Source organism: Mycobacterium sp. BMJ-28 (genome assembly GCF_054404835.1).
Map to the genome: position 1 here is coordinate 3802461 of NZ_CM136783.1, position 23564 is coordinate 3826024.

Annotated in this window: 23 protein-coding genes; 9 read left to right on the top strand and 14 right to left on the bottom strand. The window is 67.1% G+C overall.

Translation table 11 applies throughout. The features are described from left to right. The 6 genes from ACXPWS_RS18785 to ACXPWS_RS18810 form a co-directional block, all read right to left on the bottom strand. Positions 1–1431, bottom strand: coding sequence for a rhamnulokinase (locus ACXPWS_RS18785; protein ID WP_458708108.1), 1431 nt, complete (start codon positions 1429–1431; stop codon positions 1–3). Further along, positions 1431–3467 (bottom strand): bifunctional aldolase/short-chain dehydrogenase, encoded by a 2037-nt coding sequence (locus tag ACXPWS_RS18790; RefSeq protein ID WP_458708109.1) that lies wholly within the window; start codon positions 3465–3467, stop codon positions 1431–1433. The genes ACXPWS_RS18785 and ACXPWS_RS18790 overlap by 1 nt, the downstream gene beginning before the upstream one ends. Before the next feature lie 2 nt (positions 3468–3469). Then, positions 3470–4624 carry an L-rhamnose isomerase gene (rhaI, locus tag ACXPWS_RS18795; protein WP_458708110.1) on the bottom strand — a complete coding sequence of 385 codons (1155 nt, stop codon included), beginning with the start codon at positions 4622–4624 and terminating at the stop codon, positions 3470–3472. Further along, positions 4621–5937 (bottom strand): MFS transporter, encoded by a 1317-nt coding sequence (locus ACXPWS_RS18800; RefSeq protein ID WP_458708111.1) that lies wholly within the window; start codon positions 5935–5937, stop codon positions 4621–4623. The genes rhaI and ACXPWS_RS18800 overlap by 4 nt, the downstream gene beginning before the upstream one ends. A gap of 11 nt (positions 5938–5948) precedes the next feature. Beyond that, positions 5949–6278 carry an L-rhamnose mutarotase gene (locus ACXPWS_RS18805; RefSeq protein WP_458708112.1) on the bottom strand — a complete coding sequence of 110 codons (330 nt, stop codon included), beginning with the start codon at positions 6276–6278 and terminating at the stop codon, positions 5949–5951. Between the two features lie 75 nt (positions 6279–6353). After that, positions 6354–7016 (bottom strand): HD domain-containing protein, encoded by a 663-nt coding sequence (locus ACXPWS_RS18810; protein WP_458708113.1) that lies wholly within the window; start codon positions 7014–7016, stop codon positions 6354–6356. 103 nt (positions 7017–7119) lie between these two features. Between ACXPWS_RS18810 and ACXPWS_RS18815 the strand changes: the two genes are divergently transcribed. Next, positions 7120–8097, top strand: a complete 978-nt coding sequence (locus ACXPWS_RS18815; protein ID WP_458708114.1) for a GlxA family transcriptional regulator — start codon at positions 7120–7122, stop codon at positions 8095–8097. 16 nt (positions 8098–8113) lie between these two features. After that, the gene (locus tag ACXPWS_RS18820; RefSeq protein WP_458708115.1) at positions 8114–8590 is read left to right on the top strand and encodes a DUF1990 domain-containing protein; all 477 of its coding nucleotides are present in this window, start codon (positions 8114–8116) and stop codon (positions 8588–8590) included. Positions 8591–8597: 7 nt separating this feature from the next. Here ACXPWS_RS18820 and ACXPWS_RS18825 read toward each other — a convergent pair whose 3' ends face one another. The 5 genes from ACXPWS_RS18825 to ACXPWS_RS18845 all read right to left on the bottom strand — a co-directional run bounded on the left by ACXPWS_RS18825 (position 8598) and on the right by ACXPWS_RS18845 (position 12789). Further along, positions 8598–8906 (bottom strand): hypothetical protein, encoded by a 309-nt coding sequence (locus tag ACXPWS_RS18825; RefSeq protein WP_458708116.1) that lies wholly within the window; start codon positions 8904–8906, stop codon positions 8598–8600. A 36-nt stretch (positions 8907–8942) separates the two neighbouring features. After that, a complete protein-coding gene (locus ACXPWS_RS18830; RefSeq protein ID WP_458708117.1) occupies positions 8943–9707 on the bottom strand; it encodes an enoyl-CoA hydratase/isomerase family protein in 765 nt (254 codons plus the stop codon). A gap of 1 nt (position 9708) precedes the next feature. Continuing rightward, complete coding sequence (locus ACXPWS_RS18835; protein ID WP_458708118.1) at positions 9709–10791, bottom strand: acyl-CoA dehydrogenase family protein; 1083 nt, start codon at positions 10789–10791, stop codon at positions 9709–9711. Next, positions 10778–11665, bottom strand: a complete 888-nt coding sequence (locus tag ACXPWS_RS18840) for an acyl-CoA dehydrogenase family protein (RefSeq protein WP_458708119.1) — start codon at positions 11663–11665, stop codon at positions 10778–10780. The genes ACXPWS_RS18835 and ACXPWS_RS18840 overlap by 14 nt, the downstream gene beginning before the upstream one ends. Before the next feature lie 71 nt (positions 11666–11736). After that, positions 11737–12789 (bottom strand): phosphotransferase family protein, encoded by a 1053-nt coding sequence (locus ACXPWS_RS18845; protein ID WP_458708120.1) that lies wholly within the window; start codon positions 12787–12789, stop codon positions 11737–11739. 71 nt (positions 12790–12860) lie between these two features. On the opposite strand from ACXPWS_RS18845, the gene ACXPWS_RS18850 reads away from it, so the two are divergent. From ACXPWS_RS18850 to ACXPWS_RS18865, 4 genes are all read left to right on the top strand, one after another. Next, positions 12861–15347 (top strand): glycogen/starch/alpha-glucan phosphorylase, encoded by a 2487-nt coding sequence (locus tag ACXPWS_RS18850; protein WP_458708121.1) that lies wholly within the window; start codon positions 12861–12863, stop codon positions 15345–15347. A gap of 42 nt (positions 15348–15389) precedes the next feature. Continuing rightward, positions 15390–17753, top strand: a complete 2364-nt coding sequence (locus ACXPWS_RS18855; protein ID WP_458708122.1) for a phosphoketolase family protein — start codon at positions 15390–15392, stop codon at positions 17751–17753. A gap of 64 nt (positions 17754–17817) precedes the next feature. Then, positions 17818–18279, top strand: a complete 462-nt coding sequence (locus ACXPWS_RS18860) for an MPT63 family protein (RefSeq protein WP_458708123.1) — start codon at positions 17818–17820, stop codon at positions 18277–18279. A 23-nt stretch (positions 18280–18302) separates the two neighbouring features. Beyond that, positions 18303–18635: a hypothetical protein gene (locus ACXPWS_RS18865; protein ID WP_458708124.1), complete on the top strand. Its 333-nt coding sequence runs from the start codon at positions 18303–18305 to the stop codon at positions 18633–18635. A 26-nt stretch (positions 18636–18661) separates the two neighbouring features. Here ACXPWS_RS18865 and ACXPWS_RS18870 read toward each other — a convergent pair whose 3' ends face one another. Beyond that, the gene (locus ACXPWS_RS18870) at positions 18662–19474 is read right to left on the bottom strand and encodes an endonuclease/exonuclease/phosphatase family protein (protein ID WP_458708125.1); all 813 of its coding nucleotides are present in this window, start codon (positions 19472–19474) and stop codon (positions 18662–18664) included. A 202-nt stretch (positions 19475–19676) separates the two neighbouring features. Here ACXPWS_RS18870 and ACXPWS_RS18875 point away from each other — a divergent pair, with 202 nt between their 5' ends. Then, entirely contained in the window at positions 19677–20387 is a 711-nt protein-coding gene (locus ACXPWS_RS18875) for an Abi-alpha family protein (RefSeq protein WP_458708126.1), read from the top strand. Continuing rightward, on the top strand, positions 20384–21619 hold the full coding sequence (locus ACXPWS_RS18880; RefSeq protein WP_458708127.1) for a DUF445 domain-containing protein: 1236 nt from the start codon (positions 20384–20386) through the stop codon (positions 21617–21619). Before ACXPWS_RS18875 ends, ACXPWS_RS18880 begins: the two co-directional genes overlap by 4 nt. A 14-nt stretch (positions 21620–21633) precedes the next feature. Here the strand turns inward: ACXPWS_RS18880 and ACXPWS_RS18885 are convergent, their stop codons facing one another. Together ACXPWS_RS18885 and ACXPWS_RS18890 are read right to left on the bottom strand one after the other, a co-directional pair. Then, positions 21634–22110, bottom strand: a complete 477-nt coding sequence (locus ACXPWS_RS18885; RefSeq protein ID WP_458708128.1) for a hypothetical protein — start codon at positions 22108–22110, stop codon at positions 21634–21636. Positions 22111–22135: 25 nt separating this feature from the next. Continuing rightward, positions 22136–23023 (bottom strand): polysaccharide deacetylase family protein, encoded by an 888-nt coding sequence (locus ACXPWS_RS18890; RefSeq protein ID WP_458708129.1) that lies wholly within the window; start codon positions 23021–23023, stop codon positions 22136–22138. Between the two features lie 61 nt (positions 23024–23084). Between ACXPWS_RS18890 and ACXPWS_RS18895 the strand changes: the two genes are divergently transcribed. After that, positions 23085–23450, top strand: a complete 366-nt coding sequence (locus tag ACXPWS_RS18895) for a MerR family transcriptional regulator (RefSeq protein WP_458708130.1) — start codon at positions 23085–23087, stop codon at positions 23448–23450. The last annotated feature ends 114 nt before the right edge of the window (positions 23451–23564 follow it).

The following is a 23564-nucleotide window of genomic DNA, read 5'->3' on the forward strand; positions in this document are numbered from 1 at the left end:
TCACACCATCACGGTGGCCCGATCCGTGCGCGGAACGTACCGGCGCGGCGGAAACCAGTGCGCCACCCGCTGCCGCAATTCGTCCAGACCCCCACCGATCAGTCCCTGCGCCCGCGCGGTGAGCAGGATGTTCCCCAGCGCGGTCGCCTCGACGGGCCCGGCCAGCAGCGGCAGACCGAGCCGGTCGGCGGTCAGCTGGCACAGCAGGTCGTTCTGCGATCCGCCGCCCACGATGTGCACGGTGTGCACCCGGGTCCCCGACAGGTGCGCCGCCGTGCGCACCGCCGAAGCGAACGCCGCAGCCAGGCTTTCCAGGATCGCCCGCACCGTCTGGGCCGGGCCGTCGGGCACCGGCAGCCCGCGCTCGCGGTACCACCCGGCGATCCGCGCGGGCATGTCCCCCGGCGGCAGGAAACCCGGATCCTCGGTATCGAACACCTGCCGGGGCGCCGGAGCCTGGGCGGCCCGGGCCAGCAGTTCGACGAGATCGGCACCGTGGCCGTCCCGTTCGTACTGCCGCAGGGTCTCGCTGAGCAGCCACAATCCCATCACGTTGTGCAGGAATCTATTCCGGCCGTCCGCACCGGCCTCATTGCTGAAGTTCGCCGCGCGGGCGGCCTCGGTGACCACCGGGCCGGCCAGTTCCAGCCCGACCAATCCCCAGGTGCCGCAGGAGATGTACGCGGACCCGCAGGCATCCATCGGGATGGCGGCGACGGCGGATGCCGTGTCATGGGAGGCCACCGACACCACCTCGGCATCGAAGCCCAGACCGGGAAGCACCCGACCGCGGCTGCTGCCGGCGTCGACGATCTCGGGAAACAGGCTGGGCGACAACCCGAGCCGGGACATCAGGGGCGTATCCCAACTTCCGTCGAGGCCGAGCAGCCCGGTGGTCGAGGCGTTGGTGCGCTCGGCCACCCGCTGCCCGGTCAGCCAGTAGGTCAGCAGATCCGGGATCAGCAGCACGGTGTCGGCCTGATCCAGCAACCCGTGCGCCCGTTCCTCGGCCAGCTGGTAGACGGTGTTGAACGGCAGGAACTGTAACCCGTTGCGGGCGTGCAGTTCGGCCGGTCCGATCTGTTCGTGCACCAGGGCGACGCCCCGCTGTGTGCGGGTGTCCCGGTAGTGATGCGGCACCGACAGTAACCGGCCCTCGCGCAGCAGCCCGTAGTCGACCGCCCAGGAATCGACGCCGATACCGGCCAGCCCGTCGGATTCGCGCCCGGCCCGGGCCAGCCCGTCCAGCACATGGCCGTAGAGCCCGGGCAGATCCCAGTGCAGGGCCAGTCGTTCCCCATTCCAGATGGTCACCGGATCATTGCTGAACCGGGCCACCGTGCGCATGTGAAGCCGATCGGCCGCCACCTCGCCGAGGACCACCCGGCCACTGGTGGCGCCGAGATCGACGGCGGCGACCTGACCCTTCATCACCGCAAGAAGGCGGCGGCGACGCCCGCGTCCACCGGCACATGCAGACCGGTGGTGTGGGAAAAGTCCGACGTGCACAGCGCGAAAGCGGCGTTGGCGATGTGCTCGGGCAGCACTTCCCGTTTCAGCAGGGTGCGCTGTGCGTAGAACTGGCCGAGATCCTCCTCGGCGACCCCGTATACCGCGGCACGTTTGGCGCCCCAGCCACCGGCGAAGATCCCGGAGCCGCGCACCACACCGTCGGGGTTGATGCCGTTGACCTTCACGCCGTGCTCGCCGAGTTCGGCGGCCAGCAGCCGGACCTGGTGCGCCTGATCGGCCTTGGTCGCCGAGTAGGCGATGTTGTTGGGCCCGGCGAACACCGAGTTCTTGGACGAGATGTAGAGGATGTCGCCGCCGAGCTTCTGCTCGATCAGCGCGCGGGCGGCGGCCTTGGACACCAGGAACGACCCGCGGGCCATCACGTTGTGCTGCAGATCCCAGTCGGCGACCGTGGTGTCCAGCAGGGATTTGGACAGCGACAGTCCGGCGTTGTTGACGACGAGGTCGATACCGCCGAACGCCAGTACACATGCGTCGACCGCGGCCTGCACGGCCGTTTCGTCGGTGACGTCGGCGGCGATCCCGATCGCGACATCGGAGTTACCGATCTCTTGCGCTGCCGCGCTTGCCTTTTCGGCATCCAGGTCGGCGATCAGCACGCACGCACCTTCGGCCGCGAGCCGGGTGGCAATGGCCTTGCCGATGCCCGAGGCCGCACCGGTGACCAGGGCGATACGGGTGGCCAGCGGCTTGGGTTTGGGCATCCGGGCCAGCTTGGCCTCTTCCAGCGCCCAGTATTCGATGCGGAACTTCTCCGATTCATCGATGGGGGCGTAGCTGGAGATCGCCTCGGCGCCGCGCATCACGTTGATGGCGTTGAGGTAGAACTCGCCGGCCACCCGGGCGGTCTGCTTGTCCTTGCCGTAGCTGAACATGCCCACTCCGGGGACCAGCACGATGGCGGGGTCGGCGCCCCGAATGGCGGGCGTGGCGGGATCAGCGTGGCGGTCATAGTAGGCCTGGTAGTCGGCGCGGTAGGCCTCGTGCAGTTCGGTCAGCCGGTCCTTGCAGTCCTGCAGCGGCGCCTCGGTGGGCAGGTCCAGCACCATGGGTTTGACCTTGGTACGCAGAAAGTGGTCGGGGCAACTGGTGCCCAGCGCCGCCAGCCGCGGATGTTCGTCGCCGGCAAGGAATTCCAGCACCCGCGGATCGTCGGTGAAGTGGCCGACCTGGGGCCGGTCGGTGCAGGCCAGCCCCCGGATGAACGGGGCCAGCGCGGCGGCCCTGGCGCGGCGCTCCCCTGCGGGCAGGGCGCCGAAGCCCGGTAGTTGCCGGCCGAACGGGGCGGGCCGGCCGTGTTCGGCGATATAGCGTTCGGCGGTCTCGATGATCTCCCGCGAATGGTCCTCCGCCTCGGCCGATGTCGCGCCCCATGCGGTGATGCCGTGGCCGCCCAGGATGGTGCCGATGGCCTGTGGGTTGCGCTTCTGGATCTCGGCGATGTCCAGGCCCAGCTGAAATCCGGGGCGGCGCCACGGCACCCAGGCCACCCGGTCGCCGAAGATCTGCTTGGTCAGTGCCTCGCCGTCGGCGGCGGTGGCCAGCGCGATGCCGGCGTCGGGGTGTAGGTGGTCGACGTGCGCGGCCTCGACCAGGCCGTGCATGGCGGTGTCGATCGAGGGTGCGGCGCCGCCGCGGCCGTGCAGGCAGTAGTCGAAGGCGCCGACCATCTCGTCCTCGCGGTCGGCGCCGGGGTAGACGTCGACCAGTGCCCGTACCCGGTCCAGCCGCAGCACGGCCAGTCCGTCCTCGGTCAACGTGCCGAGATCACCGCCGGAACCCTTGACCCACAACAGTTCCACCGGCGTGCCGGTGACGGGATCGGTGTCCAGCCCCTTGGCCGACGTGTTGCCGCCGGCATAGTTGGTGTTCTTGGGGTCCGCGCCGAGCCGGTTGGACCGGGCGATCAGATCCGCGACTGTGCTGTTGGTCATGCTCATGCTCCCCACGAGGATTGGGTTCCGCCGATGCGGTCGGCGTTGATGGTGTCCTGGTAACCGGAGGCGGCGAAGGCGGCCATCGGGTCGCCGGGTAGGCCACGGTCGGCACGCCACTGGGCCAGCGCGGGACGCACGTCGGTGTAGAAGGCGTCCATCACGATCGCATTGGCGCCCAGTACATCACCGTCCTCCTGGGCGACCGTCAGCGCTTCGGTGTCGACCAGCAGGGCCCGGGCTGTCATCTCCTGCACGTTGAGCACCGACCGCAGCTGGCCTGGGATCTTGGCCTCCACGTTGTGGCACTGATCCAGCATCAGGGCGACGCCCGAGCCCGGATCCAGCCCGCCGCCACGGATCACCTCGTACATGATCCGGAACAGCTGGAACGGGTCGGCCGCGCCGACGATCAGGTCGTCGTCGGCGTAGAACCGGGAATTGAAGTCGAACGATCCGAGCTTCCCGAGCCGCAGCAACTGGGCGACGATGAACTCGATATTGGTACCCGGCGCGTGATGCCCGGTGTCCAGGCACACCATCGCCCGCTCCCCCAGCGCGCTCACCTGAGCATAGGAGGTGCCCCAGTCCGGCACGTCGGTCATGTACATGGCGGGCTCGAAGAACTTGTATTCCAGCACCATTCGCTGATCTGCACCGATGTGCTGGTAGATGGTCGCCAGCGATTCGGCCAACCGGTCCTGCCTGCCGCGGATATCGCCCTGGCCGGGATAGTTGGTGCCGTCGGCCAACCAGATCTTCAGGTCCCGCGACCCGGTGGCGTCCATGATCTCGATACAGGCCAGGTGATGATCGATGGCCTTCTGCCGCACCGACTTGTCGGTGTGGGTGAGGCTGCCGAACTTGTAGTCGTCATCCTGGAACGTATTGGAGTTGACGGTCCCCAACCGCACCCCCTGCGCGGCGGCATGAGCGCCGAGTGCGGTGTAGTCGTCGACGGTGTCCCACGGGATGTGCAGGGCCACCGCGGGCGCCAGCCCGGTCAGCCGGTGCACGGTCGCCGCGTCGGCGATCTTCTCTTCGATGGTGCGCGGGGTGCCCGGGGTACCGAACACCTTGAACCGGGTACCGGAGTTGCCGAATGCCCAGGACGGAAGCTCGATGGCTAGGTTGTCCAGCAGTGGGTGCAGGTTCATACCGCGGTCCTCTCGACGGGGGCGGACGGGCAGATGTGCGCGCCGTAGCGCTCGACCTCGATCTGCTGCAAGGTCTTTCCGCGGGTCTGCGGAGCCCAGACGGCGCCGATCAGCAGGGCGACGGTGAGCAGCACGACCAGCAGGATGCCGACGGTGGTCAACCCGGTGGCGGCCAGCAGGGTCGGGAAGAAGTAGCTCAGCAGACCGGTGGCGGTGCGCACCACGAAGAACATCACGCCCTGCGCGCTGGCCCGGTACGGGGTGGCGAAAAGCTCACTGGCCCAAAGGCTGTAGAAGGCCTGCGCGCCGATGCCGGACGAGACACCCCACAGCACCGCGAACACCAGCATGGTCGGCACACCACCGTCGGTGAAGGCCACCAGCACGATCCAGCCGATGATGCCCAGCGCCGCACCGATCACATACAGCAACCGCTGACTCATCCGGTCGGCGTAGCGCATGAAGCCGAAGTAGGTCGAGGCCACGGTGGCGCCCCAGACCAGGACTTGCAACAGGTTCTGCGCTATCGGGCTGTGCAGGCCGGCGGTGTCGTACACCCGCGGCATGAAGATGCCGGCTTGGCCGGCCACCGTGTTCCAGAACAGGTAGATGCCGCCGAGGAAGAGCAGCGCGGTGATGTTGACCTTGCGGGAGAACAGGCCACGCAGGCCGCGGCTGCCGACGGTGCTTGCCAGCGAAGACGTTTCGCCGGCGCCCTCATCTTTCCAGATCTGCGATTCGGCCAGACCTTGCCGGACCCACCAGACCACCGCGGCGACGACGAACAGGTGGCCGAAGATCAGTCGGGAACCCAGCAGGCCCAGCGGCGCCAGCCCGGCGGCCAGCGCGAAGCCGATCAACGGCCCCACCGACCAGGCCAGCTGTGCGGTGCCGACGTGTTTGGCGCGGTCGGCCGACGGCGCCTGCTCGGCGATGTAGGTCCACGAGGCCGGCACCCCGGCGCCCACCGCGATCCCGGTGATCACGAAGGCGGTCAGCAGCATCGCGAAGTTCACCGCGAAGGCGGCCAGCAAGACTCCGGCCATGTACACCAGCAGGTCGTAGGTGTAAATCGCCTTGCGGCCGAATCGGTCGCACAGTGGGCCGCCCAGCACGGCGCCGATGGCCGCGCCGAAAGCGTTGGCGCTCAACGCCGCCAGCAGGCCGACGGCGAAATTGCTGAGGCCGAACTCGGTCTGCCAGAAGCCCAGGCTCGTCGCGATGGCGATGATCGACCCGGCTTCGATGTAGTTGGACATGGCGACCGAGATGGTCGCGCGCCAGCCGGTGGTGGACCGTGCTCCGATTTTCATGTGACTCCTGGTCAGACGAGGTGGAAGTACTCGGTGAGCGGGGCGATACCGGCATCTGGACTTCCGGCCTGGAAGAACTGGGCCATGCCGGCCTGCCAGCGCGCGTTCACGTCGGTGCGGGCCATCCGTTCCTGGGCCGCGGCGAAGTCGTCGGTCTCCAGATAGCCCACCACCAGACCGTCTTCGGGCCGGACGAACAGTGAGTAGTTGCGCCAGCCCGCATCGCTGAGCGCGTCGAGCATTTCGGGCCACACCACCTGGTGGGCGTCGAGATAGTCGGCCACCCGGTCACGGCGCAGCTGCAGCAGGAAGCACACCCGTTGCGTCCGGTTCTCCGCCATGGCCATCCTTGTTGAAACGTTTCAAAATGTGATGGCGGCAACAATACGGTTGCCGCCAGCACCCGTCAAGATCCGTCATTCGGGCCAGGTGTTGTTGCGGATGATCTCCACGAAGTCGCCGCGGCAGTACGACGGGTCGTAGTGCGCGAGCACGTCGGCGTTGACATTGCCGAACGTGCTCTCCGGCCGGTGCAGGTTGCCGTCGGCGAATGCCTGCAGGATCCGGTTCTTGAAATCGGGCCGCGGATGCGCGGCGGTGACGGCCGCGATCTGTGCCGGTGATAACAGCTCACGCCCGATACCGAGCACGTCGGTCTCGACACCCGCGGTGACCAAGGCGACCTCGGGGTCCAGGAATTCCGGCACCCCCGGCGTGGTGTGCAACGCGATGGCCAGCCACACCAGCTTGGCCGACGCCGCGTCGATGCCGCGCTGCAGCAGGAAGTCGCGGGCCGCGTCGGCCCCGTCGACCTCGAAGCGCAGCTGCGAGTCGCGGTAGCCGTCGGTCAGGCCGATGTCGTGGAACATCGCGCCGGTGTAGAGCAGCTCCAAATCTGGCGCCAGGCCACGACGTCGGGCGTGCAGGGCGCCGAACAGGTACACCCGGCGCGAATGGTGGTACAGCAGGTCGTCCTCGGTATCGCGGATATAGGCGGTGACGTCGCGAACCAGTGCGGTATCGGGGATGACGATGTCGGCGATCGTGCCGGCGGTGGATTCTGCGATGAAGTCGGTCATGGTCGAAACTCCTTGATCTGCGAGCCTTTCTGGCTCTCTGCCCTCGAGTCTCGGCCCGACGGAGCGGCCGCGGACCTGACCGTTCTGCCGTCTTTCCCACAGAATGCGACACAATGGAGGGGTGGCAGCGCGCGAGGTGGTCATCGTCGTCTTCGACGGTGTGAAGCTGCTCGATGCCGTGGGTCCCGCCGAGGTGTTCGCCGAAGCCAACAGATTCGGCGCCCGGTACAAGATCCGGATCGCCTCACCCGACGGTCAGGACGTGACCACCTCGATCGGCACTCCGTTCGCCGTCACCGACCGGCTGGACGCCGTCGAATCCGCCGACACCGTGCTGGTCGCGGGTGGGGACAACCTGGTCGGACGACCCATCGATCCCGCACTGGTCGATGCCGTCCGTAAGGTGCCGGCTCGTACCGGCCGGCTGGCCTCGATCTGCACCGGCGCCTTCATCCTGGCGACCGCGGGGCTGCTCGACGGCAGGCGGGCCACCACCCACTGGCGGCACGTCACGCTGCTGGCCCACGCATTCCCGCAGATCAGTGTCGAACCCGATGCGATCTTCGTGCGGGACGGGGACGTGTACACCTCCGCGGGCGTCACCGCGGGGATCGATCTGGCGCTGGCCCTGGTCGAACAGGATCATGGCGCCGGGCTCGTGCGCTCGGTCGCACGCTCGCTGGTGGTCTATCTCAAACGTGCCGGCGGCCAGTCGCAGTTCTCGGCACTGGTCGAGGCCGATCCACCTCAGGAGTCGGCGTTGCGGGCGGTGACCGCCGCCATCGCCGCCGACCCGGGCGCCGACCACAGCGTGAAACACCTTGCGGCCGTGGCGGCTTTGAGCACCAGGCAGCTGACCAGACTGTTCCAGGCCGAGCTCGGCACCACGCCGGCACGATATGTGGAGAAGGTCCGGATCGATACCGCGCGGGGTGCGCTGGATGCCGGTCACAGCGTGGCCGACGCCGCGCAGATCGCCGGGTTCGGCAGCGCGGAGACGCTGCGGCGGGTGTTCGTCACCCAGCTGGGACTGTCGCCGAAGGCGTATCGCGACAGGTTCCGTACCGCCGCACCCACCTGACTGCCATAGTGGTGCGGTGGCGGACCTGACCTATTCCGAGATCGGCGCGACGAAGGGCCCGCTGCCCGCCGGTTATCACCACGTGCACGTGGTGGCGCCGATCGGTCACGGCCGGGCCCGTTTCGATGAGGCCGCCGATGCCGTCATGCACTGGGGCATGCAGCGCGGAGCCGGGGTGCTGGTGCGGGCGGACGGCGATACCGCCACCGTCGGCGCCGAAGTGGTCGTCGGATTCGGCCCGCTGCGCGCACCGTGCCGGGTGGTGTACCTCCTGGCCGAGCAGAACCGCCGGGGGTTCGCCTACGGCACCCTGCCCGGGCATCCCGAATCCGGCGAGGAATTGTTCACCGTGCGCTACGACCCGGGCACCGACACCGTGTACGCGGAAGTCATCGCCTTCTCCCGGCACGGCACCTGGTGGAGCAAGCTCGGCGGGCCCATCACCGCTGTGGCGCAACGGATCATCACCAAGCGATATCTGTCGGCCGTGTAGCCGGGGCTCAGGTGCAACCGCTCACGCTGACCCGGCCGCGCGGTCCACCGACGTTGCCACACACGCTGACGTTGGACCCGATCGGTGGCGGCGGTGGCGGCGCATCGAAGTCCTCGGGCAGCGGCGCATATTCCGACGGCGGTGGCGCCCAGTCCGCGATGGCCCCGGCGATATCGGTGCACCCGCCGACGCTGACATGCCCGCGCCTACCGCCGACGCTGCCGCACACGTCGGCGTGCGCCGGAACGGCCACCAGCATCGGAGCGGCGAGCGCACCGGTCACACCCACGCACGCGAACCACAATCTGATGCTCATCGCGTGAGTATAGGCCGCGCCGAAAGACGTTATGCGCTACTTGCTTTGCAGCAGCCGTTCGATGTTGGCCTTCAGCTCGGGGGTGCCGAACGTCAGCTCTTCGGCGGTGGTCGCGTAATCGAGGGTGATCTGCACCTGGCGTTCCAACTGCATGTTGAGGATGCGCTTGGTGCTCTCGACGGCCTTCTGCGGGAGTTCCAGGATCCGTTTGGCCGCACCGAGTGCCTCCGCGAGCGAGTCGGCGACCACGTGGTTGGCCAGGCCGAGCTCGACGGCCTTCTGCGCCGGGATCCGGGCGCCCGTCAGCGCGTACTCCTTGGCCTGCAGAATGCTCATCTGCATCGGCCAGACCAGCGGGCCGCCGTCGGCGGCCACCAGTCCCACCTGCACATGCGGATCGGCCAGAAAGGCCTTCTCCCCCATGTACACGATGTCGGACAACGCGACCACGCTGCAGCCCAAGCCCACCGCGGGGCCGTTCACCGCCGCGAGCACCGGGATCCGGCAACGCACCATACCCATCACGATTTCACGGCCGTCGATGATGGTCTTGGTGCGCAGCTCGACGTCCTCGCTGAGCTCTTTGATGTAGTTGAAGTCGCCGCCGGCCGAGAACGCCTTACCTGCACCGGTGATCACCGCGACCCTGGCGGTCGGATCCAGGCTGAGCCGATTCCAGATCCGCGCCAGACCCACATGCAGATCGTCGTTGACGGCGTTGAGTTCCTCGGGCCGGTTCAGCGTGATGATGCGCAGCGGGCCGTCGGCCTCGACCTGGATCTCGTTGGGCATGTCGTACATGTCAAACCGCCATTCTGAGGATTCGGCCCGCGATGATGTTCTTCTGGATCTGAGAGGTGCCGCCCATGACACTCTGGGACCGGCTGTAGAGATAGGTGCTGAACAGGTCGGGATCCTCTGTTCCGGTCTGTGCCAGCACCGCATGCCCGACGGACTGCTCGACCCACGTCATCAGCAGCTTGTCGATGGAGCCTTCCGGGCCGTGCGAGATACCGTCGAGCTGTTCGGACAACCGGCGCCGCACGTGCTGGCGCAGCACCTGTACCTGCACTGTGGCCCAAGCCAATTCGTCGCTGCCGGCACTGCGGCGGGCCAGCTGGTTCACCGTCTTCTCATACCGCGCGGCGTAACCGAGGGTGGACGGTTCGCGTTCGTGACCGACGACGGTCATCGCCAGCGCCCAGCCGTCACCGGGGTTGCCGACCATCTGGCCGGCCGGTACCCGGGCGCCGTCGAACAGCACCTGGCCGAACTCGTTGCTGACACCGTTGATCATCTTCAGCGGCCGCTGTTCGATACCGGGCTGGTGCATGTTGACCAGGAAAGCCGAAATACCCTTGTGCCGCGGCACGGTCTTGTCGGTGCGGGCCAGCAGCAGGCACCAGTCGGCGACGTCGGAGTAACTTGTCCAGATCTTGTGACCGTTGATCACGTACTCGTCGCCGTCGAGGGTGGCCGTCGTGGTCAGCGACGCGAGATCCGAGCCGGCGCCCGGTTCGGAGAAACCCTGGCACCAGCGTTCGGTGCCGTCGATCATGCCGGGCAGGAAACGCTGCTGGACTTCCTTGCTGGCGTGCCTTCCCAAACCGGTCACCAGGTAGCCCAGGCTGGGCCGCGGTGGGGCGCCGGCACGGGCCAGTTCCTCGTCGACGATGACGTCATAGACCGGCGGCAGCTCCAGACCGCCGAACTCCTTGGGCCAGGTGGCGCCGAAAAACCCTGCCGCATGCAGCGATTGGTGCCACTCCCCCTGCCGGGCCCAGTACTCCTCGGTGGATTTCGGGAAGTTCGGTGCCTGTTCGGTCAGCCAGGCGCGCAGCCGCGCACGGAAGGCCGCTTCGTCGGCCGAGTCACGAAAGTCCAACGGAGATCTCCTTCAACGACACCGGCCACAGACCGGTGGACACCAGTACCCGGCGCAGGTACACGTGCGCCAGGCATTCCCACGTGTTGCCGATACCGCCGTGCACCTGAATGGCCGTCTCGCACACGGTGTGGGCGGATTTCGCGCAGTACACCTTCGCCACCTTCGCCGCCTCCAGGGCCACCTGCGGGTCCTCCTCGTCCACCGCCCAGGCCGCGTACCGCAGGATGCTGATGGATCCCTCGATCAGGACCAGACTCTCGGCGAGCAGGTGTGCGACGGCCTGGTACGAGCCGATCGCCTTGCCGTACTGTTCGCGCACCTTGGCGTAATCGGTCGCCAGATCGAAGGCGCCGCGGGCGGCGCCGAGGATGTCGGCCGCGGTCACCGTCAGCGCCAGCGCATGTGCGCGCGCGGCCTTGTCGTCGTCGAGTTCGCCTGCCGGGGTGGCCACGCCGGTCACCGGCGCCCGCCAGCGGGTCAGATCCACGCCCGGGGCCGCGGCGTCGAGCGCCACGGTGGAGATCGCGGTGCCGTCGAGCAGCACGCCCCGTTCCGCGCCGCGCGCATCGGGGGCGGCGCCGCCGACGACAATGGTCGCGTCCTGCTGCGCCAGGTCGTCGGCGAGCACCGGGCCCAGGAACGGCACGTCGACCAGGCGGCGGCCGAACTCCTCGGCCACCAGGGCCACCTCGACACCGGAGGCGCCGTCAGAGCGCAGCGACCGCCAGCCGGTGGCCGCGACGGTCTTCTCCAGCCGCGCCACCCGTCCGGCGTCGTCCAGCTCGCCGACCGCACCAGGCCCGAGATCGTCGGCCAGCTTGGCGGCCGCATCCCGGAGCTGTTGCTGCTCAGTCGTGAGCCGAACATCCATGAGAGGACCCTATCCGTTTTGAAGAATGCAATTCTCGTTAGGCCAGAACTTTACTACCAGATGGGCTGAATTCACACCCCGCCGGCCAGCGCCCACGCGCGTTCGGCCAGGCCGCGGTACCGATTGCGGAACAGGTCGGTCCCGGCCCTGGCGTCGGCGGCGTTGCCGTCCAAACCGCGTCGCCACACCCCCGCCACGATCGAGGCCAGCCGGAACATCGAGAAGACGACGTAGATGTTCAGCTCTGCGGGCACCTCGATGCCGGCGTGCCGGCAGTAGCTCGCCACGAACTCGGCTTCGGTCGGGATGCCGGTGCCTGCCAGCTCTTCGCCGGCCACCCCGGTCAACGGATCATCGTCACCCGGCAGGTGATACGTCATCGCGGCATAGCCCAGGTCTGCCAGCGGATGCCCGATGGTGGCCAGCTCCCAATCCAGCACCGCCACGATGCGCGGCTCGGTCGGATGGAGCAGCACGTTGCCCAGCCGATAGTCGCCGTGTGCGATGGTGGCCCGCTCATCGGGCGGCAGGTGTGCGGGCAGCCAGCTCGCCAGCCGGTCCATGTCCGGGCATTCCTCGACCTTGACCGCCTCCCACGACCGGGTCCACAGCGCGACCTGACGGGCCAGGTAACCGTCGGGCCGCCCGAAATCACCCAGGCCGGCCCCCCGCCAGTCCACGCCGTGCAACCGGGCCAGCACCCGGGCCAGATCCTCGTACACCGCTGCCCGCTCGGCCGGAGTGCCGTCGCGCAGCACCCGATCGGGGAAGACCCGGCCGGGCACATGGTCCATCACGAAGAACGGCGTGCCGATCACCTCGGCGTCCTCACACATCAGCCGCATCGCGGGCACCGGCACATCGGAACCGGCCAGCGCCGCCATCACCCGATACTCCCGCCCGACGTCGTGCGCGCGCGGCAACAGAACCCCGGGCGGCTTCTTACGCAACACGAATTCCCCTGCCGCCGTGCGCAAGTGGAAGGTCGGATTACTCTGCCCGCCCTGGAACTGGTGGATGTCCAGCGGCCCTTCGATACCGTGCGCGCTCAGGTACCGGGCCAGTGCGTTTTCGTCGATGCGGTGTTGCGGCAGGACGTCGACAAGCTCGGGTACACCGGACATACCCGCAGCGTCTCATATCCGTTCACCGGGCCGACGCCCATTGCGCGCACACGGATGCCAGACTTCGGCCCATGACCGACGTCGTCGCGCCCGCGCCCAGTTACGAACACAGCCGCACCGGCCTGTCCGCCGACGCCCTGCGGCGGGCCATCAACGATCACCTGCGCTATTCGGTGGGCCGGCCGGCCGCCGCGCTGCGGCCGGAACACTACTACCGGGCGCTGGCACTGGCGGTGCGGGACCGCATGCAGGACAACCGCGTTGCCTCCACCCAGACCTCGCTGGATCTCGGCCGCAAGGTCACCTGCTATTTGTCCGCGGAATTCCTGATGGGCCCGCAACTGGGTGCCAACCTGCTCAACCTCGGCATCGAGTCCGCGGCCCGCGCCGCGCTCACCGAGCTCGGCCAGGACATCGAGGAGGTGCTGGCCTGCGAGTCCGAACCCGGCCTCGGCAACGGCGGCCTGGGCCGGCTCGCCGCCTGTTATCTCGACTCGCTGGCCACCTTGGCGCGCCCGGCCATCGGGTACGGCATCCGCTACGAGTTCGGCATCTTCGACCAGGAGATCCACGACGGCTGGCAGGTGGAGAAGACCGACAACTGGCTGGCCGCCGGAAACCCTTGGGAGATCGCCAAACCCGATGTCAGTTACTTGGTCCGCTGGGGTGGGTTCACCGAGCACTACCGCGACGACGCCGGTGACGGCCGGGTGCGCTGGGTGCCGGGCCGGGTGATCAAGGGCGTTGCCTACGACACCCCGATCCAGGGCTACGGCGTGAAGACCTGCAACGTACTCACCCTGTGGAGCGCGCGAGCCGTGCAGTCCTTCGCGCTGGATGCCTTCAACACCGGGGACTACTACAAGGCCGTCGAGGACGAGGTGAACTCCGAGACCGTCACCAAGGTGCTCTACCCCAACGACGAGCCGGATGTCGGCAAACGGCTGCGCCTGCTGCAGCAGTACTTCTTCGTATCCTGCTCGCTGCAGCACATCCTGCACATCGTCGACGACCTCGCCGACGTCTCGGTGCACGAGCTGCCCGAGCGGTTCGCCGTGCAACTCAACGACACCCACCCGTCCATCGGCGTCGCCGAACTGATGCGCCTGCTGGTCGACGAGCGCCATCTGGACTGGGACGCGGCGTGGGAGATCACCGTCGCCACGTTCGGATACACCAACCACACCTTGTTGCCGGAGGCGTTGGAGACCTGGCCGCTGACCCTGTTCGGCGAGTCGTTGCCGCGGCACCTGGAGATCATCTACGAGATCAACCGCAGGTTCCTCGACGAGGTCGCCGACAAGTTCCCCGGCGACCCCGACCGGCTGCGTCGGATGTCGCTGATCGGCGAGGACAACGGCAAAAGCGTGCGGATGGCGCATCTGGCCACCGTCGGCAGCCACGCCGTCAACGGTGTCGCCGCCCTGCATTCGGAGTTGCTGAAATCCAGTGTGCTCAAAGACTTCTACGAACTCTGGCCGGAACGCTTCTCGAACAAGACCAATGGAGTGACGCCGCGCCGCTTCCTGGCACTGGCCAACCCCGGCCTACGCGCACTGCTCGACGAGACCGTCGGACAGGGCTGGCTGACGGACCTCGACCGGCTGCGTGGCCTGGAACCCCTCGCCGATGTCGCGGCCTTCCAGGACCGCTGGCATGCGGTCAAACGCGCCAACAAGGCCCGGCTGGCGGACTATGTCCGGTCCACTACCGGTGTCGACCTGAACCCCGACTGGTTGTTCGACATCCAGGTCAAGCGCATCCATGAGTACAAGCGCCAGCATCTCAACGTGCTGCACATCATCACGCTGTATCAGCGGCTCAAGCAGAACCCGGGGCTGTCGATCACCCCGCGGGCCTTCGTCTTCGGCGGCAAGGCCGCGCCCGGCTATTTCATGGCCAAGCGGATGATCAAGCTGATCAACGCCGTGGCCGAGACCGTGAACGCCGACCCCGAGGTGAACGGCTTCCTCAAGGTCGCGTTCATCCCGAACTTCAACGTGCGCAGCGCCCACCTGATCTATCCGGCCGCGGATCTGTCCGAGCAGATCTCCACCGCGGGCAAGGAGGCCTCGGGCACCGGCAACATGAAGTTCATGCTCAACGGCGCGCTGACCATCGGCACGCTGGACGGTGCGAACGTGGAGATGCGTGACGAGGTGGGCGCGGAGAACTTCTTCCTGTTCGGGTGCAATGAGTCCGAGGTCGCCCGGCTCAAGGCCGACGGGTATCGGCCCGGCGACTATCTTTGCGCCGACCCCGAACTCGCGGCGGCCCTGGAATTGATTGCCTCCGGACGGTTTTCGCACGGCGACACCGACGTGTTCCGCCCGCTGGTGGACAATCTGCGCCACGACGACCCGTTCCTGGTGCTGGCCGACTACACGGCGTACGTGGCGTGCCAGGACCGGGTCGGTGCCGCCTGGCAGGACACCGCGAGCTGGACCCGGATGTCGATCCTCAACACCGCCCGCAGCGGCAAGTTCTCCTCCGACCGGGCGATCACGGAGTACTGCGACGACATCTGGGGTGTCGGACCGGTGAACGTAGGGACGTAATCCCCTTTCGCCTGCGTTGGGTAAACGGGTACACCGGTATCTATGACCACCATCGCCCCGCTCTCCGATGCCGAACTCGCGCGTCTCGATGCGTACTGGCGCGCCGCCAATTATCTGTCGGTGGGCCAGATCTACCTGCTGGACAATCCGCTGCTGCGCCAACCGCTACGCCCCGAACACGTCAAACCGCGGTTGCTGGGACACTGGGGCACCACGCCGGGCCTGAACCTGCTGTACGCGCACCTCAACCGGGTGATCCGGGATCGAGACTGCGATGTCGTGTTCGTCGCCGGTCCCGGGCACGGCGGTCCGGGTCTGGTGGCCAACACCTATCTGGAGGGCACCTACAGCGAGGTGTACACCGGGATCGGCGAGGATACCGAAGGGTTGCGAAAACTGTTCCGGCAGTTCTCTTTTCCCGGCGGCATTCCCAGCCACGTGGCGGCCGAGACGCCCGGCTCGATCCATGAGGGCGGCGAGCTCGGGTACGCGCTGGTGCATGCGTTCGGCGCCGCGTTCGACAATCCGGATCTGGTGGTCGCGGCCGTCGTCGGCGACGGTGAGGCCGAGACCGGGCCACTGGCGGCGAGTTGGCACTCCAACAAGTTTCTCGATCCGGTCCACGATGGTGCGGTGCTGCCCATCCTGCACCTCAACGGCTACAAGATCGCCAATCCGACGGTATTGGCCCGTATTCCGCAGCAGGAACTGGAATCACTGTTCACCGGATACGGTTATCTGCCGATCACCGTAGCCGGTGACGATCCGGCAAATGTGCACCAGCAACTGGCATCCGCACTGGACGATGCCTTCGACCAGATCGCGGCCATCCAGCGGGCCGCACGCATCGACGGCGAGACCGGCCGGCCGGTGTGGCCGATGATCATCCTGCGCACGCCCAAGGGCTGGACCGGACCCGCCGAGGTGGACGGGGTGAAGGTGGAGGGCACCTGGCGCGCCCATCAGGTGCCGCTGTCCGAGACCCGGACCAACGCCGACCACCTGGCCGCGCTAGAAACCTGGCTGCGCAGCTACCGGCCGGAGGAGTTGTTCGACGACGCGGGCGCGCTGCGGCCCGAACTGCGGGCCCTGGCCCCGCTCGGCACCCGCCGAATGGGCGCCAATCCACACGCCAACGGCGGTGTGCTGCTACGGGATCTGGATCTGCCGTCGATACGCGATTACGCGGTCGAGGTACCGCAGCCGGCCACCGAATCCGCGGAGGCCACCCGGGTGCTGGGTACCTATCTGCGCGATGTGATCACCCGCAACCCGGACAATTTCCGGTTGATGGGTCCCGATGAGACGGCCTCCAATCGACTGTCGGCGGTGTTCGAGGCCACCGACAAGGCCTGGCTGGCCGAGACCACCGAGGACGACGAGCACCTCGCACCGACCGGACGGGTGATGGAAGTGCTGTCCGAGCATCTGTGCCAGGGCTGGCTGGAGGGCTATCTGCTCTCCGGCCGGCACGGATTGTTCAGCTGCTACGAGGCTTTCGTGCATATCGTCGATTCGATGTTGAATCAGCATGTCAAATGGTTGAGCAGCAGTTCGCGTCTGCCCTGGCGTCGTCCGGTGGCCTCGCTCAATTACCTTCTGACATCGCATGTCTGGCGCCAGGACCACAACGGTGCCTCGCATCAGGATCCCGGCTTCATCGACCACGTCGCCAACAAGAGGCCCGAGGTGGTCCGGGTGTACCTGCCGCCCGACGCCAACACGCTGCTGTCGGTTGCAGAGCACTGCCTGCGCAGCAGGCACTACGTCAACGTGATCGTGGCGGGCAAGCAGCCCGCACCGACGTACCTGACCATGGATGAGGCGATCGCGCACTGCACCCGCGGGGCGGGCATCTGGGAATGGGCCGGTAGCGGTTCGGGCGAACCCGACGTGGTGCTGGCCTGCGCCGGAGACGTCCCCACGCTGGAAACCCTGGCCGCCGCCGACATCCTGCGCCGCCGCCTACCCGATCTGCGGGTCCGGGTGGTCAACGTCGTCGACATCATGCGGTTGCAACCCGAATCCGAGCACCCGCACGGGCTGCCCGATCACGAGTTCGACGCATTGTTCACCACCGACAAGCCGATCATCTTCGCCTATCACGGTTATCCATGGCTGATCCACCGGCTGACCTACCGGCACGCCAACCACGACCAGCTGCACGTGCGCGGTTTCAAAGAGCGCGGCACCACCACCACACCGTTCGACATGGTGATGCTCAACGACCTGGACCGGTTCCACCTCGTGATCGATGTCATAGACCGGGTACCCGGTCTGGGCAGTGCCGCCGCGGAACTGCGCCAGGAGATGGTCGACGCACGCCTGGCCGCCACCCGCTATACCCGCGAGCACGGTGAGGACGACCCGGCCATCACCCACTGGACCTGGGAACGCGACCTCTGACGTTTCCCTCTTCGTGGACCCGGGTAGTCCTGTGCTGTCCGAACCCCAAACGGAGAGGAAAATCATGCGTGCCAAAACAATCGCCGGAGTCGCCGGAACCACCTTCGCCACCGTGTCGCTTGCAGTCGTGACTGCCGCGTCGGCGGGGGCCGCGCCGGCCAGCGAAAGTTACGGCAACCAGCAGAAGATCGACGCCGGCGGCACCGTGACCGCGTGGACCGTCGATGGCCTGCATCCCAGCACCGACACCCTGCCTGTCCCGGTGACCGGAAAGCTGTATGAAGCCACCGCGACGGTGCAGGCCGTTGCGGGCACTGCGACGCCCGTGGTGACCGACTTCAACGCGCGTTCGGCCGCCGGTACCAACTACCGTGCGGTGCCCGCGCCAACCCCGTCCGGTGTCAATCCGACGCCGCTACAGGCCGGGGCCAGTAATACCGGCAAGATCTACTTCGATGTCACCGGTCCCGCACCCGAGAGTGTGGTCTACAACGACGGTGGCCAGGATCTGTTGGTCTGGAAGTAATTTCGTCAGCTAGGGAGGGAGCCATGGCGTCATCCAGTACGTCGACCAGGTCGACCGACAAGTCACCCGTCCTCAACTGGGTGCTCGCCGTGGCGACCATCCCGGCTGCGGCCGCGGTGGTCGGGTTCGCATATATGCAGATACTCGGCACCGCGGGCTGCAGCGCGCCCGATTGCGCAAGTCTGAACACACTAGGGTTCACCCTCATTCAGTACGGGGTGCCCGCCGTCGCGGGACTGGCGGTGGTGGCGTCATTCGTCACCGCCCGCCGACGCGGTGGCGTGCTGGTCCCGTTGGCCGCTTGGGCGGTGATCGCGGTGGCGGTGATCGTACTGATTCTCACCTTCCCGCACTGACTTTCACCGCCGGCGGCCTCGGCCCGTCAGTTTTCCCCTTCGGTTTCGCGTGTTCGGCATGCGGACAACGGATTTGCCGTCAGTTCGAGGTCCAGCACCAGTGGCCGGTGATCGGACACCGCCATTTCCGGTGTGTGGCACTCGCGGGCCCGCAGGTACGGGTGATCGGTCAGCACATGGTCCAGTTGCCGCGACGGCCGACCCGCCGGGAAGGTCTGCCCGGTGCCCAGCGGGCGCAGTCCGGACCATCTCCGCGCCGGAGAAGGGGCGAGGTTGAGATCGCCCATCAGAAGCCTCGGCCCCGGGAACACCGCGAGGTCGCGGGACAGTCGTCGCAATTGATAGCGATTCCAGCCGGGCACGAAGCTGAGGTGGGTACTGGCCGCGGTGAACCGCCCCATCGGGGTGTCGAAGCAGCCGGCGAGCGCGGCGCGCGGCTCCTCGTCCACCATCATCACTCGATTCGGTCCGGGCAGGTACATCGGGAACGTGAACGGGATGCGGGGCAGATAAGCCACATGCCATTCGTGCACGGGATACCTCGACAGCAACGCCACGCCGTAGGCGGTGGTGCCCGGCTGCTCGACGCCGGTGGCCGCCGCCCAGACCGCGCCCGGGGTGCCGGAGATGGTGGCCGCGAAGCGCTGGGCCACCGCGCCCATCGCCTCGGCGGCGACGGCCGTCAAGTCCGCCCGCCCGGATCTCGGCTGGTCGACATCCACCTCCTGCAGGGCCAGCAGGTCGGCATCGAGCGCCCGGATGCAACGCGCGAAGGTGTCGATGTCGACACCGCCGCCCGGTGTGCGCCCATGAAGAATGTTGAAAGTGGCAACCCGCATCGGTACTCCATACCCAATGAGCGGCCACAGCCACACCCGGTCTCGCTCCCCACCCTGACCTGCACATAAGCATTGTGATTAGTGCGTGCATTCACGCGCCGCGATAACGGCGGGCAATTAGGCTTTCGCCCGTGGTTGCTGGCAATGTTGCGCGCGGCCCTGCCGTACACGGCGGGCGGCAACGGCGGGAGGGGTGCGCAGGATGAGCCTGGGTGGCCTGTTCACCGCCGGCCGGCAACTGGTGGGCGGCGGATTGCAATTCGTCGGCGGCGGGCTGGCGCTGGTCGGGCGCACCGTCAACGAGGCGCCGCGGGCCGATGAGATCTTGCCCCTGCTCGCGGACGTGGAACGCACCGTCGTGCGGGCCGTCCGGCAACACCTGGAAGAGCTCGATCCGCCGTCGGACAACGGCAGCGAGCAGTCCGAGCAGGACACCTCGTCCACCCCGACGCTGCTGTTGCGTTCGTTGCTGGACCGGTCGATGTACACCAGCCCGGACGACAGCCGTGACGGGCTCTACCTGAATTTGCTGCACTCGTTGGTGCCCGACGAGGCCCGCATTCTGGCCGCGCTGTCGGACGGTTCGCCGTACCCGGCGCTGCACATCGCCGAACCCGGGGTCGGCAATACCCCGTCGTTCGTGCTGAAGAACGCCTCCACGGTGGGACGGCAATCGGGTGTCGCGCTTCCCCAACACACGCCGCTTTATCTCACCCGGATGCTCGCACTCGGTCTGGTCCGCCTGGGCCCCGAGGCCTCATCGATGTACGACGAGTACGAGATGCTGCTCACCGACAGCACCGTCACCATTGCACTGGGCCGGGCCAGGCGCGGCATGCGTGCCGCACGGGTGATCCGCCGAACCGTGGCCATCAGCGATCTGGGGCTCGAACTGTGGGAGGCGGCCAAATGAGCGCGATCATGCACCAAGCCTTCTCCTACCCGTGGTGGGTCTACGTCACCATCCCGCTGGGTGCGGCGTTCGTCGGCTGGGTCACCAAGATCCTCGCCCTGAAGATGATGTTCCATCCGGTCGAGTTCGTCGGCATCAAGCCGTATCTCGGCTGGCAGGGTCAGATCCCCAAACGAGCTCCGAAAATGGCTGCGGTCGCGGTGGATTCGCTCACCTCCGGCATCCTCAAACCCGAGGAACTGTTCGACAAGATCGACCCCGACGAACTGGTGGCCGAACTCGGCGAGCCGCTGCGCGATGCCGCCCGCGAACTCGTCGACACCATGATGATGTCGTTCCAGCCGCAGGTCTGGCGTGCGACACCGGACCAGGTCAAAGACCTCATCGTGAAGAACGTCGAGGGCCGCATCCCGTCGGCGGCCCGTGGGATGTTCACCGAGTTCCGCGGTCAGGTCGACCAGATCTTCGACATCAAGCACATGGTCATCACCAACCTGGTGCGCGACAAGGCCACCCTCAACAACGTCTTCCAGGACATCGGCCGGCCGGCATTCAAGTTCCTGATCAAATCCGGACTGTACTTCGGCTTCATCATCGGACTGGTGCAGATGCTGGTGTTCGGTGTCACCGGCTGGCACCTGGCGCTGCCGCTGTTCGGTCTGTTGACCGGTGGTCTCACCGATTACGTTGCGCTGCAGATGATCTTCCGGCCGCTGGAACGCAAGACGGTCTTCCCCGGCGTCAAATGGCAGGGCGTCTTCCAGGCCGAACGCGAACAGGTCATCAAGGGTTACGCGGCCCTGATGGCCCGGGAGATCTTCACGCCGAAGGCCATCATGGAAAGCCTGCTCACCGGGCCGATGTCGGACAAGTTCTTCGACATCGTGCAGATTGAGATCGGCAAGACCATCGACAGTCAGATGGGTTTCGCGGGCCGGGTGATCAGCGCCGTCGGCGGCCGTCAATACCAGGACATGAAACGCCAGATCGCCGACTCCATCATCGAGAGGCTGCCGGAGACTTCGGCCTATATCGAGCAGTACGCCGCGGAGCGTCTCGACCTGGAGAACGTCATGGTCGAGAAGATGATGGTGCTCGACTCGCAGTCCTACGAGAACCTGTTGCGCCCGGCGTTCAAGGACGACGAATGGATCATCGTCGTGCTGGGCGCCGCGCTCGGCTTCATCTGCGGTGAGATCCAGTCTCAGCTGATCCTGCTGCTGGCAAATTGACACGACCCGCAGGGTCAGTTGCGTCTGGCCGCCGTGTTGGTGAAACCCACGGCCGTCAAAGCCAGACCCGGCACCGCGAGCCAGACGGCGGCGCTGGCGGTCCACATGGACGGTGGAACGTGCATGACTTCCATCATGGCGCTTCGCAATGAGGCGAATCGGGTCACCTGGTAGCAGGCAGCCAGCCCGATCGCTACGAGCCCGAGTCCTGCGCGGATGAGCCATGGCAGCCAGCCGGGTACAACTCTCACCACCGACCTCAGCAGTAGTAACACCACGAACACGGCGACAGCCACCGCGGTGACGGTCCAGCCCAACAAGTTGGTGCGATCGACCACGCGGACACACGTGTAGAACCCTGCGCAATCGGGCTTGACCGCCACAGCGCTATAGATGCCCAGGGCCCCGGCGCCCAACAGGCATGCAAGACCCAACCCATATACGCCTGCCCGCAAAGCCGAATAACCTCGCGACTTGTCGGTATCTGCCATTGGCGAAGCGTAGCTGGCCCGCTCATCACCTGTTCGGCGAAGTGACCTCCGGGTCGACGCGCACCTGTTCCCGGTACCACGCGGCGATCTCGTCGCTGGTGGTCAGCCACACGTCCGGGGCGCCTGCGAGAAACTCCAGCGCCTGCTCGAAGTATTTGTGCCGGAACGGCTGACCGATCACAAACGGGTGCAGCGCCAGCGCCAGCACCCGCCCGCCGGTGCCTGCGTCGCGGTGCAACTGCTCGTACTGGTCCATCACCATCTGAACGAATTCGGCTCCGGTGTAACCCTTTCCGAAGATCAGCAGATCGTTGAGCTCGACGGAATAGGGCACGCTGAGCATGCCCGGCACGGTCAGCGGGTAGGGCTGGTCGTCGTTGGTCCAGTCCAGCACATACTGATAGCCCAGTTCGGCCAGCAGCGCCGGGGTGTGGGCTGTCTCGGTCAGGCCAGGCCCCATCCAGCCGCGCGGCGGGTGGCCCGTCGCGCCGCCGATGGTGGCGGTGATCTCGGCGAGGATTCGCCGTTCCTCATCGACCGCAAGCCCGGTGTGCAGTGCGGAGTTCGTCTGCCCGTGCGCCAGCCAGGCCCATTCGCGTTCCACGCCCGCTGACACGATCTGCCGATGGTGGGCAACGACATCGGAGTTGAGCAGGGCACTGGCGCGAATGTCGTACCGGTCCAGGGCGTCGATGGTGCGCCAGATTCCGACCCGGGCCCCGTAGTCGCGCCAGCCGTGGTTCAGCGCATCGGGGGTGAGCTCGGCGGTGCCGGGCCAGATGCTGGTGGACGGGCGTCCCGGGTGGAAGTACTCGATGTTGAGGCCGAGGTACACCGCGACCCGGGCGCCATCGGGCCAGGACAACGGCGGGCGCTCGGTGATGGGGTGGTAATCGAACGGAACTGTGGTCATGGCGGCACGGTAAGGGCTGACACCGATGTCAGGCGCAAGCCCGTTTCGGTATAACGGCCGTATGCGAATTGGGGAGTTGGCCCGCCGGACCGGGGTGAGCGAGCGGTCGTTGCGCTACTACGAGCAGCAGGGTCTGCTGGCCGCCGGCAGGACGCCGAGTGGGCAGCGCGAATATGCCGAATCGGCGGTCGACCGGGTGATCCACATCCAGGAGCTGTTCGCCGCCGGGCTGCGTAGCGCAACCATCGCCGGCCTGTTGCCGTGCATGCGCGACACCGACGGCGGCCCGGCGCCGCAGGCGACCCCGCGGCTGGTCACCGAACTCAATGCCGAGCGCGACAAGCTGGACAAGGCGATGCGGGAGCTGGCGGCCTCCCGTGCCGTGCTCGACGATGTGATCGCCGCCGCCGGCGGTGGCGCCGCCTGATCTCGCCTGCTCGATCACTTGGCATCACCGTGCGCCGATCTCTTGAACGCACAGCACAACGCCGGACACTGGACCGGCCGGTTGCACGTACCGCGGAATGGTGACCGCGACGCG